Genomic DNA, 15,422 nt, shown 5'->3' on the forward strand with positions numbered 1-15,422 from the left:
CCTCCTTATATGAGTAATTGTTGAATAATAACGTAAATTCCTGATAGGTAAAAGTCGCTTCCTTTACTAAGTATAAGGTAAAATCAGGAAAAGGAGGGGGATAGATGAAACCTCAGATTTTACTGTTAGGCATGTTCCATCTCGATCGCCCGACCAATGGTGACATGATTCGTCCAGCAATTTTTGATGTCGCGTCAGAGAGAAGGCAACGAGAAATTCAAGAAGTCGTTGCTCGATTGAATGCATTTCGACCGACAGGCGTTGCTCTTGAGACGGTAGCCGAACGCATGAATGATTTGCAACATACATATGAAACCTGTCAATCCGAGAGCGACTTAACCGATAATGAACGGCAACAAATTGGTTTTCGCTTAGCCCGGATGGCAGGATTAGCACATCTCCATGGGGTCGATTGGAACGAAGTCGTACCTGGCGTACCGGATTTAGGAATCGTCCGTTCACATCATCCGGAAGCCTTTGAGACGATCGTCGCGGCTGAGATGAAGCGGACAGCACAGTTAGAGCACGCGATGGAGCAGTCATCATTCTCAGAATGGCTCGACCGATTGCACGCTGAAGAAACGATTGCAGCGTCGGCTAGAATCTATGATCAAATCGAACGACTGGAGAGCGGGCGGATTTGGGTTGAACGCTACTGGCGAGTCCGTAATCAAAAGATCGCAAATCGTTTACTGCACCTCGCACAGACGAACGAACGAATCGTCTGTTTATACGGTGCTGCGCACCTCCCGTTATTACGACAATATTTGAATGAATCGAACCAAGTCGAAGTGATGACGTGGAACGATTGGAACAACGTAAAGGAGTGTATGTAAATGCTATTTCACTACCATATCTGGACACCACATTTGGAAGAAACAGAAGCTTGGTACACGGCACGCGGATTTCACGTTTCCCAGCGGATCGGGAAAAAGGACGGAGAGTTTTCTTCGTTTAATCCACCTCTGACATGGAATGATTTTCGAGCGGATCAAATTTTATTCCGAATCATCGAAATGAAACGGGGGGCGGTCAACGTGACGATCGGATTCGGAAAAACGGTTCGCTTCGATCACATCGGATTTTTGATTCAGCCTGGTGACGTGCAAACGATACTTGATCGCGCAGAAACGTTATCGTTCAAGGTCCAAGCGAACGAGCGGCGGACGTTCTTGCAGGCACCATACGGATTACGGATTGAACTGCAAGTCCATGAAGATGCGATTGCGGGTACTGATGGAACGACACTTGAGCGTTTAATTCTAACTACACCGCGCGAAGGATTAGAGGCGGATTTAACGAAACTGTTCGATCGACCGATTTCACAAATCCAAACCGTCCGCGGAGAGAAGACCGTCTTGCAAGAAGCAGTCTTTTCCGACGTATCGCTCGTAGGTACGGATCCGAACGGTGTTCAGCTCGTCTGCTCATAATCAACGAATACTTTGATTGGGAGATCTGGTGTTTCCATTAAGCTAGCGAAGCAACTGGCAAGCTTCGAAAACGAAGTCTCGTGTTCGAACAAAGCGGACAATGTCGCGTGACGCTCGTCTGCAAAGAGCCAGTCTGCATGCTTGCGGTAGTCCCAGCCGTCACTCGATGCAACGATCTGAAGTTCTTTTGCGTGAAACGCGGGCGTCAACGTCAAGGATTCCCGGTTGCCGTCCGATAAGACGCAGATTGCACCATGAGGACGGACAGCGGATTGAAGCTCGGCAAAGGCCGCTTGACGTCCGGAACATTCGATGGCGGCGTCATACATACTTGAACCCGGTGTGACGACACGTGCACCTAATTGACGCGCTAACTCCGCTCGGGACGTAAGCGGCTCGAGGATATCAATCTGACGAACGTTAACGTAATGCCGTAAGTAATGTACCGTCAGCAAACCGATCGTACCCATTCCTGAAACTAAGACGCTTGTGTCGGGTGTCAATGTTAGCTTTCGGACGCCTTTTGCCGCGTCACAGGACAGAATCAGTAGTAAGGCTTCACGTGGTGAGATATGAGCAGGAACCGGGATGACTTTCGATTCAGGAACGATCGCTTGATCTTGATGACCATAGAAGCTGACGACCCGATCTCCGGGCTTGACGATTTGGACGGCGTCACCAACTGCAAGCACTTCGCCATAACTTTCATATCCTGTCTCGAGCGGATAGTCATAGCTGGTTTCGGTCATGTCTTGTTCCAGCCATTGGGGAAGTTCGGCACCGATACTGATGGCACCGGCTAGAGTGCGGACGTGGACGTCATGGATGCCAAGCGGCGGCAGTTCCCGAACAAGATAACCAGGCGTCTTCGACTCCACAAGACAGCAAATCGTTGTAGTGTTCAACATGTAAACCTCATTTCATTGTTGGATTGATGATATATGGATCAAGCATATACCACTTTACTTGTAAAATATAACAATTCGAAACCAGAAATGATGTAGAATAAGAAAGAAAAGGGGGGAATCAAATGGCACCATTATTGATTTTGGCATTGCTCGTGTTCGCATTTTTGACGTATCGGTATAGTAAGATCCTCGTCCGAAAGGATATCTCTGCCGCAAACAAACGACTCGCGATCGTCTTTTATTTGATTGCCGTCAGTGGACTTGGCGCTGTCGTCTATTTCAACGTATAAGGAGGACCATCCATGCATTCAACGACAAAACGACGAATCGGTGCGTATATCATCAACCAAGCTGTTTATTTCGGACTTTCTGTCGTCATCGAAAAAACGGTGTTACGACGTGTGAAGTCAGAAGTCGTTCACGCTGTCGTGACACAACCGACGATCAGTTTTCTAGGAGAAGTCGCGCAATTGAAACTGTTGAACGGAAAAACGATTGGTGGTCAGATTTGCGGCATCCAGGTTGAAAGCGAGAATGGATTGCCGTTGACGACAAAACAAATCGTCCGTCGAACAGTCTATCGTGATACGGTCTCACTATTTAAGATTCGACCGTACTGGAAACCGTTTCTCAAGAACGGACAACGATTACCGGAGGATGACTTCGCGAAAACGATCGTCCGCTTGAACCAGGAGAAGCTAAAAAATGAAGCTTGATTTTCATGTCCATAGTGTCCGTTCCTCTCAACCAACGGGAGCCATTCTGCTCTACCATGGTTGGGGCGGAACGGCTGTTTCTTATCTAGAGTTTGCACAACAATTATCTGAAGAAGGATTCGATGTCTTTATTCCGGAACTTATTCGGCATGATCAACGTAAACCGTTTGATCATCCGTTTGATTCAGAAGTAACGACGACCTATTTTTGGACGGTCGTCGAACAATCGATTACGGAAGCGACAGCTACCATCGAACAATCAGGCTAGCATGTTTCAGATGTGATGGCAATCGGCGTCTCGATGGGTGGGTTCATTGCCCATGGGATCATGGCACGTCAGCCGATTAAAGCGCTTGTTGCGATCAATGGGGGCGGTGCCTATCTTGAAGCGGAACGTCAATTCCGCGTTCGTGACGGGCGACCTGCCATCAAACAGGAGGATGTACCATGGAAGCTCGATCCGATCAGTGTGATGGATGAGCGTCCGCGATTGCTCCTGCACGGCGATGCCGATGACATCATTCCACTATCGATCCAGCAGTTTTATCACGGGACAGCTGTTCAAGCAGGTATGGCGCAAACGACCGTATTAGACGTTTTTCCAGGTGTCAATCATACCGTGACCGATGCCATGGTCAAGCAACTGATTGCATGGCTGAAGCACGTCAAACTTCAAGGGGCGACAGATGGACTACATACGTTTTCTTCGCAGTAAGGTCGGTCAAGAAAAAGTGATGTTGAACTTTGCGGGTGGCATCGTCTTCGACGAGGAGGGGCGCATTCTTCTTCAAAAACGGCGAGAGCAACAAGCATGGGGCTTTCCCGGTGGCGCACTGGAACTGGGAGAGTCGATTGTCGAAGCCGCACAGCGTGAGATTTTCGAAGAGACCGGTTTTCATGTCACGATTGAACGTTTGAGTGGTGTCTATTCGAAGTACGAAGAGATGTATCCGAACGGGGATGTCGCCCAACCGATCGTCCATTTTTTCGTTTGCCGAATCAATGGGGGGCAATTGACGATTGATTCCGATGAATCACTCGATATTGCTTTTTTTGAAAGAGACCAAATGCCAGAACTCTATAGCGAACTGCATCAAACAGCCTGGAACGATTTTTTGACGGAACTGGGTCCGGTTTTTCGATAACGCAAAAATCCCCCCTGATGTAAAAATCAGGGGAGATTTTATGTTCTCTATGTTCAGCGTTCAAAGCCGCCTTCGGAATGAATGATCTGTCCAGTCACCCAGCTACCGTCAGGACTCACGAGGAATTGGATCAATCGTGCGACGTCTTCTGGCGCACCGATTCGCCCGAACGGAAAACTAGGTTTAAGCGCTGTCCGTGTTGCTTCATCCATCCAAGTCGAGTCTGTCGGACCCGGATTGACCGCATTAACGGTGATGCCAAGCGGTGCTACGGCTGCCGCGTAAGTCTTTGTAAATGTCGACAAGGCACCTTTTGTCGTAGCGTAAGCAATCTCGTCAGGCATCGGACCGAGATCTTGTCCGGACGTCAGTTGAATGATACGACCGGACGTTAGATGTGCTTCAGCGAATCGTTTCGTGAAACGTGTCGCAAGCAACAGCGGTGCTCGGAGATTGACGGCATAGTGTTGATCGAGACTTTTTGCATCAAGCGTTTTCCAATCCGTCATCGTCGAATGGGCAGCGTTGTTGATCAGGATGCTTGGTGTTCCAAAGTCTTCTACCTGATTGAATAAATCGTCAGCAGCATCTGCTTGACCTAAATCTAGCTCGATCGCAAGGACGCGGGCACCTTGATTTTCGAGTTCGGTCGTAAAACTAGCCGCCCAATCCGCTGTTGCTTTAAAATAAGTAAAGACCAGGTCATGTCCGGACGAGGCAAGCTGGCGGCAAATGGCAGCTCCGATGTCGCGTGTCTGACTGGCGCCGGTTACGATGGCAATAGGTCGAGTCATATGTATTCTCCTTTATGTAAATACATTCATAAAAACCAGATGTTTACAGAAATTAGTATAGCGTATGGAGGACTGAGAAAGAAAGCGCTATCAATATTTAACATCATGACATCACGCCTATCAAAAAAGAGTGTAGTAAAGGTAAAGTGTAAGTAACACAGTAATTCGATAAACAGTACGGGAAGGATGAATCACTCATGAAAGCAATCGTCTTATTTGATGGAGAGTGTAATCTCTGTGACGCAAGCGTCCAGTTCATCTTAAAACGAGACCAAGGGTACCATGATTTTGCATCGTTACAAGGAAAGACCGGACAAGAATTCGTAAAGCGTCATCATCTCCCGGCAACGATTGACAGTGTCGTCGTAATTGAACGAGGAGTACCCTATATCAAATCGGACGCCGCGTTACGGATTGCTCGTCATTTACAGGGTGGATGGAAACTGTTGACTATTTTACGTATTTTTCCACGGTCATTCCGAGATTGTGTGTATGATGTTGTCGCCAAAAATCGACATCAGTGGTTCGGTGTAAAACAACATTGTGCGCTCCCTTCATCAGAGACGCGTGCTCGATTTCATGATTGAAATAGGAAAAAACCGCCTTCATCTAAATCGCGGTTTTTTGTCGTTTAACTAAAATAAATACTATATTTTTGGTTGGGCCAGATCCGAGTGATATAAAATCAACTATTCAGCTTAATATTGGATCTTTCTTCTGATCTGAACGGTCGGATTACACTTGTTCATAAAAATGTGACTAAATAATGATAAGGCGAGTATAACTGAGCTTTGGAAATAAAAATCTCGGAAGGTGAGACGGATTCACGTGCTCCTCGCACATCGATCAAACATCGGTAAATCAACGTTTCTAGTTCTACAATAAATTCTGGATATTGATACAGCGCATCATTCATTTGCCTATGAAGATGATCTTCCATTAAGACGATACAGGGATTGGTTTCTTTCAAGGTCAATGCACTAAACACAGTTCGCTGTTGTCTGAAATCTTGATTCAAACAGCAGACGATTTGATTTAAATCACCTTCCACTTTTTTCACTTCCTAGTTCTATATTATTCATATCATTTTCATACATGTTATTAATTGTGTTCCACTATTCATCGATTCGTAAACAGCAGAAAAATCTAAACGCTTTTCATTTTTAAGAGTGGACGACCATTCAATTCGTTTAGATATTCGTGATAGGAAACAAGAGTTACAAATTTCTAAAATATCATTTTGCCTTTTTACGAAAAAACAACTAGATTTTCGTACTTCTTATCCTATAAGATAGGCTATATATTATGTGCAAAATCACTGTTGATTATTTGTTGCTGCACTTGAAACCACACTATCAATTGTGAAAGCGAGAGAGCTTTTGTACTATTTCTGTAAGAGGAATTAAAAAGAAGGTGAAATGGATGAAAATGACTCGCTCTACGGACTATGCTATTCGTGTGCTAATTTATGCAGCGTCGCATCCGACTAGACTTGTACAAATTCAAGAAGTAGCAACACATTACGATATTTCTAAAAACCATCTAATGAAGATTGTCCATTCTTTAAGTAAGTTCGGTCTCATAATCTCCGTACAAGGTCGTAATGGTGGATTCAAGTTAGCGAAATCGCCAGATACGATTACATTAGGAGAAATCGTCCATTTATTCGAAGAAGTGTCTTATCTCGAAAATGTGACAGTTCCAAATAAAAATGGTAGTTTACAGAACACACGACAAGCGTTCGATCAAGCATTCACGTCCTTCACGGACGCACTTCAAGCCTATACGTTACTAGACTTAATTGCGCCATCGATCAATGATTGAAGTAAAGAGTCAGAGACAAAGGATTGCTCTCTGGCTCTTTATCCTTGTACATAATGAAAACAGACACTCATAATTAATTATGATCCGTTTATACTAAAAACTAGTATCTCTTATGTTACTATAAACAAGATTCGGATGCTATTCGAATCTTATTTTTACAACTAAAACATGTTCAATTTGTACTTGTTTATTGTATTAGCTATATTGAAGGGGAATTGTACCTTCATTCTGTTCACTGTCTAGATTATAATAAGGGACTTTAATCCCATTCAGATAAAGGATTAAAGGAATCCGTCCATTGATCCATGTAAAAGGGAGGTTTTTGCAATGTCCGAAATGACCATCGGAATGTTCGTTCACTTCATTCAACGCTTAGTGCAATCCCCGCGATTCATCGTTCAACAATCCGGGGTAGACGAGAACGCCTATACTTTCGAAATCCGCGAATTGAATCTTTTAAGTGTTTCAAAGACCGAACTGCTCCGCAAAACGATTCATCTACTTCGTGAAAAGACATCAGAAGGTACACGCGAAACGTTGACGAATGAACTGGTCACTCTATCACAAAAGACTTTAATGAAGTCGGATACGATTGCTACGCTTGAAGTGAAGTCCACAATAGAAGGGTCACTGCATCTTACATTTTCGGAAGACAAAAAGATCTGGTTTTTAGGTATTTTAGACACGGAAGAGGCAATCAATCGGTTCACAGAACGTTTTCAAAGCGTCATAAATGACGATCGAACATCTCGTTAAACAAGGCAGGTCGAACCACTAATGTGGCTCGACCTGCTTTTGTCTTATCCTGTACAGAGCATCAAGACGTTGCCGTCGGGATCTGCAAACGTAAAGTAAGCAAAGTCATCGAAACGTTCGATATCTCGAATGATGGGTGCGTGTAGTGACCGCACAAACTGATAGGATGCATTGATGTCCGTCGTATAAAAATTAAACAAGGCATGGGGAGAAGGGTGATGTCGATACGTTGCGTCATTCGTATGATCATCGAGCGTCAAACTCGTTGGACCCTCAAGTGGAAGATTGTAGACAGGTGACGAGACGCGCGACGCATCAAACGGCAGCTGCAGTAACTGGTGATACCAAGCGGCGGCACGTTTCACATCCTGAACATGCAAAAAAACAGCGTTCAAGCGGGGCGCAATGAGGTGGGTCGAAATTGACATCAGAATCTCCTCCTTTGTTTTCATACATGTTCCTTTCGATAACCGCCTCTTAACTCCTTCAATCCCTATAAATGGAATATGGTATGATATATCAGGAAAATCATTTACGAATTGGAAAGGAATGATGATATGGAAACCATCATCTGTACGACGTGTGGTGTTGAACAAATCAATCCGCAACGCGAAACATGTCCGATTTGCTTAGAGGAACGACAGTATGTCAATCCAACTGGTCAAACGTGGACGACGCTCGCTGCCATGCAAACGTCAGGAACGTATCAAAACGTCATTAGTGACGACGGAGCAGGCGTCTATGCGATTCAGACGACACCGGCGTTCGGTATCGGTCAGACGGCATATCTTGTCCAAGGAAAATCGTTAAACCTGTTATGGGACTGCATTACATATCTTGATTCTACAACGAAAGAGCAACTTGACGAATTAGGCGGGATTCAGGCGATTGCTTTATCACATCCGCATTATTACGCGACACAAGTCGAATGGGCGGAGACTTTTGACGTGCCGATCTATATTCATGAAGATGATGCGTCGTTCGTGACGCGACCAAGCGAACGCATCGTCTTCTGGAGTGGTGAACGCTTGGAATTGGCGGAAGATGTGATGTTACATCGCATCGGCGGTCACTTCAAAGGAGCAGTCATCTGTGAACGAAAAGACGCATCGGCGGGGCTATTATTGACAGGGGACATCATTCGGATCGTTGCTGATCGGACGTGGGTCAGTTTCATGTACAGTTATCCGAATGTGATTCCGCTTCCGGCAAAGACGGTCGCGCGAATGGCAGAAACGTTACGTCCGCTTCACTTTGAAAAATTATATGACGCCTTTCATCGGAAAATCGAAACCGGCGCGTCTGAAGCAGTAGCACGCTCTGCAGAGCGGTACATTGCTGCCTTAAACGGGGACTGGTTCACGACATGAAGTCGCGCTTGATCGTCATCCGTGGGAATTCTGGTAGTGGAAAAACGACGCTTGCAAAAGCGTTACGATCGGTCTTACCGGATAGCATCTTATTCTCGCAAGATGTCATCCGCAGGGAGATGTTGAACGTAAAAGATGGACCAGGAAATCCGGCGATTCGCTGGATCGAAGAGTTGATCGGACTTGCTGACGGACGCCACGCGACGATTCTGCTGGAAGGCATTCTTGCACAGGACTGGTACGGTGAGATGATTGACCGGTTGGAACGACGCTTTACTTCACGATACGCGGCGTATTATTTTGACGTCTCATTTGAAGAAACGGTTCGTCGCCATGAAATGCGCCAGCCCACGGAGTTTTCTGTGACGGATATGAAACGCTGGTGGATTGATCGGGATCACCGCCCGACAGATCGTCTAATTGCTGAGGATAGATCGATAGAATCCGTAATTCAAATGATAAATCAAGAGCAAAAAGGGGAGAGCGAATGACACACTACATTTTTGACATGGATGGAACGTTGTTTCAAACGAATGCCGTGCTGTCGCATGCGCTAGAAGAGGTCTTTCAAGAGTTGCGTCAAACGGGACGCTGGGAGGGGGAACCCCCACTCGCCCTCTATCAGCAGATCATGGGCGTCTCGTTACCGGAAGTCTGGCAGACGTTACTACCGGACTTTTCAGCCACAGACCAACAGGCTGCGGATCACAAGTTTCGACGTAGCTTAGAGCAGGCAGTCAAAGCGGGGCACGGTCGCTTATATCCAGGAACGGTCGAGTTGCTCGCTCGTTTGAAACAAGCGGGTCACTCCGTCTATATCGCTAGTAATGGGTGGCCATCCTACCTGTCAGCAATCGTGACGACGTATGGACTTGAAGCGTATATCGATCATGTCTATAGCATTGAAGACATTCGTTCCGGTGATAAATCAGCACTCGTACGGGAGATTTGTAAGATGCACGATATCTCGTCAGGCTACGTTGTCGGTGACCGCTTATCTGATTTCAAAGCGGCGCATGCGAACGGGCTCGCTGCGATCGGTTGTCAGTTCGATTTTGCACAAGAGCAGGAACTCGCAGTCGCGGACCGAGTCGTAAAAGAGTTGAGTGCTGTCTACTAAAAAGAGCCGTCTTCTGTGGAAGACGGCTCTTACTTATAGCTAGCAATTATTCTGCCCACCAGAGGGCGTCGTTTGGTTTCTTCGCGATTGATGCGACTTCTTTTTCACTCGATACAGTCGGATGCGATCCTTTAAGTGCTTTTCCGGCTGTATTTTTAAAGAAGAAGAAGAACGTGACGAATCCGATGACGCTGACTGCTGTTAGATAGAAAGCAGGAGCGAGCGGATTTTGTGTCGTATGGACGAGCCACGTCGAAACGAGTGGCGTCGTTCCACCGAAGATCGAGACCGAGACGTTGAACGTCACGGATAGTGTCCGGTAACGGACATCCGTATAGAAGATACTCGGTAGAAGACTTGGCATCGTTCCTTCAAAGATCGCCAAGAAGAAGCCAAGGATGAAGATCCCGATTCCGACGAACAAGAGTGGTTTAAGACCAATCAAGAAGAACGACAGGATTGAAAGCAACGATAGTCCGGCTAACGCGAAAAGGACGATATTACGATTCCCTTTTTTATCACTGAGCTTCCCGAAGAAGTAAGCGAGCGGAATCATGATCACCATGACACCAGTAATTAGAATCGTACTTGTCGAACTTGACATGCCGATGACTTCATCGAGGTACGATGGCATGTAGGACAAGAGCATGTAGTTCGTAATATTGAAGAAGGCAACAGCGATGAAACAAACGATGATATCACGTTTGTGGTCGCGAAGAATTTCGCGGAATGTCGCAGGCTCTTCTGTGTTTTCATTAATCTCATTTTCGAAGATCGGTGATTCATCCAAGTGACGACGTAAATAGAGACCAAATAAACCGAGTGGTGCTCCAAGAATGAAGGGAATCCGCCATCCCCAAGATGCCATTTGATCATCCGATAAGGTGACGAAAAGTGTTGTAGCCAGTAATGAGGCGAGAATATATCCACCGAGTGTACCGATTTCAAGTCCACTTCCGAGGGCACTCCGTTTGTTATCTGGTGATGACTCAGCGATGTAGACCATTGCGCCGGCATATTCACCGCCAGTCGAGAATCCTTGTAAGATCCGGGCTAACAATAACAGGATCGGTGCCCAAATTCCGATTTGATCGTAGGTCGGTAATAGACCAATGATGAGCGTGGAACCAGCCATCATGACGATCGTCGTTGTTAAGACGACCTTCCGCCCGAGTCGATCTCCGATGCGTCCAAAGACGATTCCGCCGATTGGTCGCATTAAAAAAGCGATCGCAAACGTCGCAAAAGTAAAGACGAGCTTCAGTTCATCATTTTCAACAGCGCTAAAGAAGTTTTGACTGATGATGATTGCGAGATAGGAATAAAGACCAAAATCGAACCATTCCATCGCATTCCCAATTCCGGTCGCATAGACACTCTTTTTGGTTTGCTGCATGTCAACGACATTGACTTTTTCTTTTCTGAATTTCATAAGTTCTGTTCACTCCCTTTGATAAGTTCGTATCGTACCATAGCAGGAAATGAAGTCAAGTTGCTAATGCGCTTAACCACTTGAAAACGACTGAAAATGGCTCTGTGCCGGGAGTTGTCAAACCGTTGCGACTCTAAGAACAAACAAAGGTGTGCATTTTTTATGAAAAAAATTGAAATTTTTTTGGATGTTTTCATAAATTCGAAACAATTTTCATGTGTTTTCACGACGAAAAAATCAGTAATCCGCCTTTAGGATGAGGGAAAGAAGACTATATTTTGGTAATTTTAAAATGAGGGTGGAAAGTAAAGGAGAATGCTTATGAAAAAGAAATGGATCGCCATTATATGTCTTGGGCTCATTATAGTCATCGGTAGTTGGTATGCTGGATTTCAAGAATCAAAAGTATCCGGTTTTCCGGTGCCGCGATTTGCTACAGCAGTTGAAAAACAAGGCGAGTGGAAAATCAAAACCCGTCTAGTCTCGGAAACTGACGGACCGGGTCTACTCTATGGGACTCGGATTCGCCAAGCCGGTTGGAAAGAACTCGATCGTGAAGGCGCAACGGCGTGGTATGAAAAAGACGGGAAAGTGATTGCCTTGACGACATTTGATGGGGAACTGTATATCGAAAATTCTAGTAAAGAAGAGATCGGTATTTAAAGGATGCGATTATTTATAAAATGGAACGGATGGAGTCTGTTTTTCGCCTTGATTCTCTTTCTTCCTGTTGAGATGACATTAAACATCGAACGTATTATCCGCATAACGGGAACATCATACCAATTTTTTTATCTAATCGATGGCCTGTTGATATTGGTGTGCACTATTCTATTCTTTACGCCTATTCGACTGATTCGGGGGATAACAATTCGAAACCGACTTATTTGGTCGACTTCTTTCAGTTGGATACCGTATTTCTTCTTTATGTTGTATGCTCTGAGTCAGTGGTTTCCAGTCACGTATCCTACTGATTTTCCGAGCCCAGTTCTTGGCTTATTATTGATTGTCGTTTTAGCGATTTATCCGTTTTGTATATTAATTTTAGTTAGTTTCTTAAAAGAAAAAGCGAAATCCGATGCAACGTCTTCAGTAAAATGAAGACAATCATCAGACTTCGCTTTTTTACTTTTTTCGTTTGTTAAAGGTATAGCCCATTTGCCTGAACGACGAATTGTGAATGTTCATAGTGGTATGTGATGACGGAATAGTCGAACGGACGACCGTTCGTCAAATGAAATACTGTCTCAATCGTTAATCCAGGATCGCCCTCGGTGAGATTTAGATGACGAGCCGACTCAGCGCTTAACTTCCCGACGTGCATATACATATCCGAGAACCCAATATTCAATTGGAGTGCCGTCTCTAAGTATTCGAAGATCGACTGCTCGACGATTTCACGATTTAAGTACGGAACGATTGATTGGCGATAGTAAGACTCTTCGAGACAGAGGATCTTGCCGTCGATGTAGCGGATTCGCTTGACGTAATAAACCGTCTCACCTGCCTCGATCCCGAGATTCTTCGCGATGTTATTCGTTGCAGCGATTGGTTCGAGTGCAAGAACGGTCGACTCGATCGTATGACCGACGAGATTCTGCTTGAATCCTTGGGTCGAGAACAGACGAATATAGCCGGTGCGATTCGTCTTCCGGACAAAAATTCCGCTTCCGCGTACTTGAAAAATGATTCCTTTTCGTTCGAGTAACTCAAGTGATTTTGTCATCGTCGTCTTACTGACGGCGAACTGCCGGATCAACTCTTCGAGAATCGGTAGTTTGTCCCCTTGTTTCAACTCATGTTGTTCTATGTACCGTTCGATTTCATCGGCCGTCTGTTGGTATTTCAGCATAGGACACCTTCTTTTCTTGCGAACTTTTTCTTTCTTTAGTATAGCATAAGCCTTCTGTTGAATAATAACATGTTAAATTTAATTATTTATGTATTGATTAATTGTGCATGTACAATTAAAATGAAAGGGTATTCAAGCGTCATATTCAGGGGAGGTACACGATATGGGCAAGGTTCGCGATTATCAACAATTGGCGCATTCGATATTAGAAGCTGTCGGGGGAGAAGACAACGTCATCAGCGCCGTCCGATGTGCCACACGACTTCGTCTCGTCTTGAAACGATCGGATTCGTCAGCTAAGGAAACAGTCAGTGCACTACCTGGCGTCATTACGGTCGTTGAGTCTGGCGGGCAGTTTCAGGTCGTCATTGGTCAACACGTCGGAGAAGTCCATCAAGAATTTGCGAAACTCGTCGATCTGGAGCAATCAGAAACGGAAGAGGCACCGAAAGGAACGGTCCTCAACCGAATCATTGCGACGATGTCAGCCGTCTTTGCACCGTTCGTCTACATCTTAGCTGCAGCGGGGATTCTGCAGGGAACTTTAATTTTGACGACGCTCGCTTTTCCAGCATTTGCGAAGACAGGTACTTATGAAGTCTTCAGCTTCATCTCATGGGCACCATTTACGTTCTTGCCGATTTTCATTGCCATCACGGCAGCGAATCATTTTAATGTCAACGCCTTCATCGCGGTCGCCTGTAGTGCGGCACTTGTCAGTCCAACATGGGCAGATATCGCAGCACGCATCACTGCCGGTGAATCCATCACGTTCCTAGGAATCGCTTTATCCGGTACAACGTATACGTCATCGGTCTTACCGCCATTATTCCTCGTCTGGATTTTGTCCTATGTCGAGCGATTCCTGAACAAGACGATTCATGAAGTCATTCGTCCGTTGTTCGTTCCATTCTTCAGTATGGTATTGATGGTGCCGCTTACGATTCTCTTGATCGGACCGATCACGACACTTGGTGCAGAAGGGATCGCAAACGGGTATAACTACTTAGCGGAGAATGCTCCTTCGGTAGCTGGTCTCATCATCGGTGGCTTCTGGCAAGTCATCGTTATCTTCGGTGTCCACTGGGGTGTCACGCCGATGGTGCTCGCAAACTTCGAGCAATATGGTCGCGACTCGTTCCAAGCCTACCAAACGATTGCCGTCATCGCCCAAATCGGTGCTGTCATCGGGGTCATCTTGAAAGCACGGAACAAAGAAACGAAAAAAGTCGGGGTCTCAGCCGGACTGACGGGCATCTTCGGTATCACGGAACCAGCCATCTATGGGGTGACGCTCCGTTTTAAAAAACCGTTTATCTATGGCTGTATCTCGGGAACAATCGGCGCAGTCACGGCAAGTTTCTTTAAACCCTATTACTTTGCCTACGCCGGATTACCGGGACCATTGACGCTCGTCAACGGCATCGATTCCGACTATCCATCGTCGATCATCGGCTTATTGATCGGAACGGCGATTGCCTTGATTCTACCCATCGTTTTAATTCAAGTGTTCGGTTTCGGGGAGCAGGCTGCTCCGGTCGTAGCACCTGAAAGTACAGCGACACCAGTTGCAAAACAGGAAGTCAGCGCAACTCTGACAAACGAAGAGACGCTTCGCGCACCACTTGAAGGAACGATTGTTGCTTTATCAGATGTACCGGATCCTGTATTTGCTTCAGGTGCGATGGGACAAGGGGTAGCGATTCGTCCGACGAACAACCGGGTCACGGCTCCGTTTGACGGTACTGTCGTCATGGTCGCCCCGACAGGTCACGCGATCGGATTACGCTCGACGAGTGGTGTCGAAGTTTTGATCCATATCGGTCTTGAGACCGTGACGCTCGACGGTAAACCGTTTACGCTTCACGTCAAAGAAGGCGAATCCGTGACGACAGGCGATCTACTCGTAACGTTTGATGCGACAGCGATTGAAGCGCATGGACTCGAGACGATCACGCCAATCATTATCACGAACACCCAGAGTTATGCGCAAATCCTACCGACGGACGAGACGGTCACGACGGCAAACACACAGATCTTGACGATCATCAAGTAAGAGAAATAGAAGGAGG

The 15,422-nt window shown here is 45.9% G+C and carries 21 protein-coding genes; 15 read left to right on the plus strand and 6 right to left on the minus strand.

Annotated features, from left to right (window positions below; genetic code table 11):
- The first annotated feature begins 104 nt into the window (after window positions 1-104).
- Together B3G15_RS13620 and B3G15_RS13625 are read left to right on the plus strand one after the other, a co-directional pair.
- The gene (locus B3G15_RS13620; protein WP_290721804.1) at window positions 105-836 is read left to right on the plus strand and encodes a DUF5694 domain-containing protein; all 732 of its coding nucleotides are present in this window, start codon (window positions 105-107) and stop codon (window positions 834-836) included.
- The gene (locus B3G15_RS13625) at window positions 837-1,433 is read left to right on the plus strand and encodes a hypothetical protein (RefSeq protein ID WP_290721805.1); all 597 of its coding nucleotides are present in this window, start codon (window positions 837-839) and stop codon (window positions 1,431-1,433) included.
- Here the strand turns inward: B3G15_RS13625 and B3G15_RS13630 are convergent.
- Complete coding sequence (locus tag B3G15_RS13630) at window positions 1,415-2,341, minus strand: zinc-dependent alcohol dehydrogenase (RefSeq protein ID WP_290721807.1); 927 nt, start codon at window positions 2,339-2,341, stop codon at window positions 1,415-1,417. The two genes, B3G15_RS13625 and B3G15_RS13630, sit on opposite strands and share 19 nt — an antisense overlap.
- Window positions 2,342-2,463: 122 nt before the next feature.
- Between B3G15_RS13630 and B3G15_RS13635 the strand changes: the two genes are divergently transcribed.
- Genes B3G15_RS13635 through B3G15_RS13655 form a run of 5 tightly spaced genes read left to right on the plus strand, consistent with a single transcriptional unit; the run spans window position 2,464 to window position 4,202 of the window.
- Complete coding sequence (locus B3G15_RS13635; RefSeq protein WP_214857830.1) at window positions 2,464-2,631, plus strand: hypothetical protein; 168 nt, start codon at window positions 2,464-2,466, stop codon at window positions 2,629-2,631.
- Between the two features lie 12 nt (window positions 2,632-2,643).
- Window positions 2,644-3,057: an RDD family protein gene (locus B3G15_RS13640; RefSeq protein WP_149427523.1), complete on the plus strand. Its 414-nt coding sequence runs from the start codon at window positions 2,644-2,646 to the stop codon at window positions 3,055-3,057.
- Window positions 3,047-3,325, plus strand: coding sequence for a dienelactone hydrolase family protein (locus tag B3G15_RS13645; RefSeq protein WP_290721809.1), 279 nt, complete (start codon window positions 3,047-3,049; stop codon window positions 3,323-3,325). Before B3G15_RS13640 ends, B3G15_RS13645 begins: the two co-directional genes overlap by 11 nt.
- Before the next feature lie 12 nt (window positions 3,326-3,337).
- Complete coding sequence (locus B3G15_RS13650) at window positions 3,338-3,772, plus strand: alpha/beta hydrolase family protein (RefSeq protein WP_290721811.1); 435 nt, start codon at window positions 3,338-3,340, stop codon at window positions 3,770-3,772.
- Window positions 3,744-4,202: an NUDIX hydrolase gene (locus tag B3G15_RS13655; RefSeq protein WP_214857828.1), complete on the plus strand. Its 459-nt coding sequence runs from the start codon at window positions 3,744-3,746 to the stop codon at window positions 4,200-4,202. Before B3G15_RS13650 ends, B3G15_RS13655 begins: the two co-directional genes overlap by 29 nt.
- Window positions 4,203-4,255: 53 nt before the next feature.
- Here the strand turns inward: B3G15_RS13655 and B3G15_RS13660 are convergent, their stop codons facing one another.
- Window positions 4,256-4,996, minus strand: coding sequence for an SDR family oxidoreductase (locus tag B3G15_RS13660; RefSeq protein ID WP_214857827.1), 741 nt, complete (start codon window positions 4,994-4,996; stop codon window positions 4,256-4,258).
- A gap of 197 nt (window positions 4,997-5,193) precedes the next feature.
- Here B3G15_RS13660 and B3G15_RS13665 point away from each other — a divergent pair, with 197 nt between their 5' ends.
- Window positions 5,194-5,583, plus strand: a complete 390-nt coding sequence (locus tag B3G15_RS13665; RefSeq protein WP_214857825.1) for a thiol-disulfide oxidoreductase DCC family protein — start codon at window positions 5,194-5,196, stop codon at window positions 5,581-5,583.
- Between the two features lie 158 nt (window positions 5,584-5,741).
- Here B3G15_RS13665 and B3G15_RS13670 read toward each other — a convergent pair whose 3' ends face one another.
- Complete coding sequence (locus tag B3G15_RS13670; protein WP_064299743.1) at window positions 5,742-6,047, minus strand: hypothetical protein; 306 nt, start codon at window positions 6,045-6,047, stop codon at window positions 5,742-5,744.
- Between the two features lie 371 nt (window positions 6,048-6,418).
- Between B3G15_RS13670 and B3G15_RS13675 the strand changes: the two genes are divergently transcribed.
- Window positions 6,419-6,820: an RrF2 family transcriptional regulator gene (locus tag B3G15_RS13675; protein ID WP_214859944.1), complete on the plus strand. Its 402-nt coding sequence runs from the start codon at window positions 6,419-6,421 to the stop codon at window positions 6,818-6,820.
- A 327-nt stretch (window positions 6,821-7,147) separates the two neighbouring features.
- Complete coding sequence (locus tag B3G15_RS13680; protein WP_214857824.1) at window positions 7,148-7,576, plus strand: hypothetical protein; 429 nt, start codon at window positions 7,148-7,150, stop codon at window positions 7,574-7,576.
- A 44-nt stretch (window positions 7,577-7,620) separates the two neighbouring features.
- Here B3G15_RS13680 and B3G15_RS13685 read toward each other — a convergent pair whose 3' ends face one another.
- Window positions 7,621-8,004, minus strand: coding sequence for a VOC family protein (locus B3G15_RS13685; protein ID WP_290721816.1), 384 nt, complete (start codon window positions 8,002-8,004; stop codon window positions 7,621-7,623).
- A 129-nt stretch (window positions 8,005-8,133) separates the two neighbouring features.
- On the opposite strand from B3G15_RS13685, the gene B3G15_RS13690 reads away from it, so the two are divergent.
- From B3G15_RS13690 to B3G15_RS13700, 3 genes are read left to right on the plus strand one after another with little or no spacing between them, the layout of a single operon-like run.
- Window positions 8,134-8,946 carry an MBL fold metallo-hydrolase gene (locus tag B3G15_RS13690; RefSeq protein ID WP_290721818.1) on the plus strand — a complete coding sequence of 271 codons (813 nt, stop codon included), beginning with the start codon at window positions 8,134-8,136 and terminating at the stop codon, window positions 8,944-8,946.
- Entirely contained in the window at window positions 8,943-9,437 is a 495-nt protein-coding gene (locus B3G15_RS13695; RefSeq protein ID WP_047394811.1) for an AAA family ATPase, read from the plus strand. The genes B3G15_RS13690 and B3G15_RS13695 overlap by 4 nt, the downstream gene beginning before the upstream one ends.
- Window positions 9,434-10,066, plus strand: a complete 633-nt coding sequence (locus B3G15_RS13700; protein WP_290721820.1) for an HAD hydrolase-like protein — start codon at window positions 9,434-9,436, stop codon at window positions 10,064-10,066. The genes B3G15_RS13695 and B3G15_RS13700 overlap by 4 nt, the downstream gene beginning before the upstream one ends.
- A 46-nt stretch (window positions 10,067-10,112) precedes the next feature.
- On the opposite strand, the gene B3G15_RS13705 is transcribed toward B3G15_RS13700, so the two are convergent.
- Entirely contained in the window at window positions 10,113-11,498 is a 1,386-nt protein-coding gene (locus B3G15_RS13705; RefSeq protein WP_050677231.1) for an MFS transporter, read from the minus strand.
- Between the two features lie 321 nt (window positions 11,499-11,819).
- Between B3G15_RS13705 and B3G15_RS13710 the strand changes: the two genes are divergently transcribed.
- Complete coding sequence (locus tag B3G15_RS13710) at window positions 11,820-12,161, plus strand: hypothetical protein (RefSeq protein ID WP_290721821.1); 342 nt, start codon at window positions 11,820-11,822, stop codon at window positions 12,159-12,161.
- A 478-nt stretch (window positions 12,162-12,639) separates the two neighbouring features.
- On the opposite strand, the gene B3G15_RS13715 is transcribed toward B3G15_RS13710, so the two are convergent.
- Window positions 12,640-13,350 (minus strand): GntR family transcriptional regulator, encoded by a 711-nt coding sequence (locus B3G15_RS13715; protein ID WP_290721823.1) that lies wholly within the window; start codon window positions 13,348-13,350, stop codon window positions 12,640-12,642.
- 163 nt (window positions 13,351-13,513) lie between these two features.
- On the opposite strand from B3G15_RS13715, the gene B3G15_RS13720 reads away from it, so the two are divergent.
- Window positions 13,514-15,406, plus strand: coding sequence for a beta-glucoside-specific PTS transporter subunit IIABC (locus tag B3G15_RS13720; RefSeq protein ID WP_290721824.1), 1,893 nt, complete (start codon window positions 13,514-13,516; stop codon window positions 15,404-15,406).
- The last annotated feature ends 16 nt before the right edge of the window (window positions 15,407-15,422 follow it).

The sequence above is a fragment of the Exiguobacterium sp. UBA1053 genome (genome assembly GCF_002316465.1).
GTDB lineage: Bacteria > Bacillota > Bacilli > Exiguobacteriales > Exiguobacteriaceae > Exiguobacterium_A > Exiguobacterium_A abrahamii.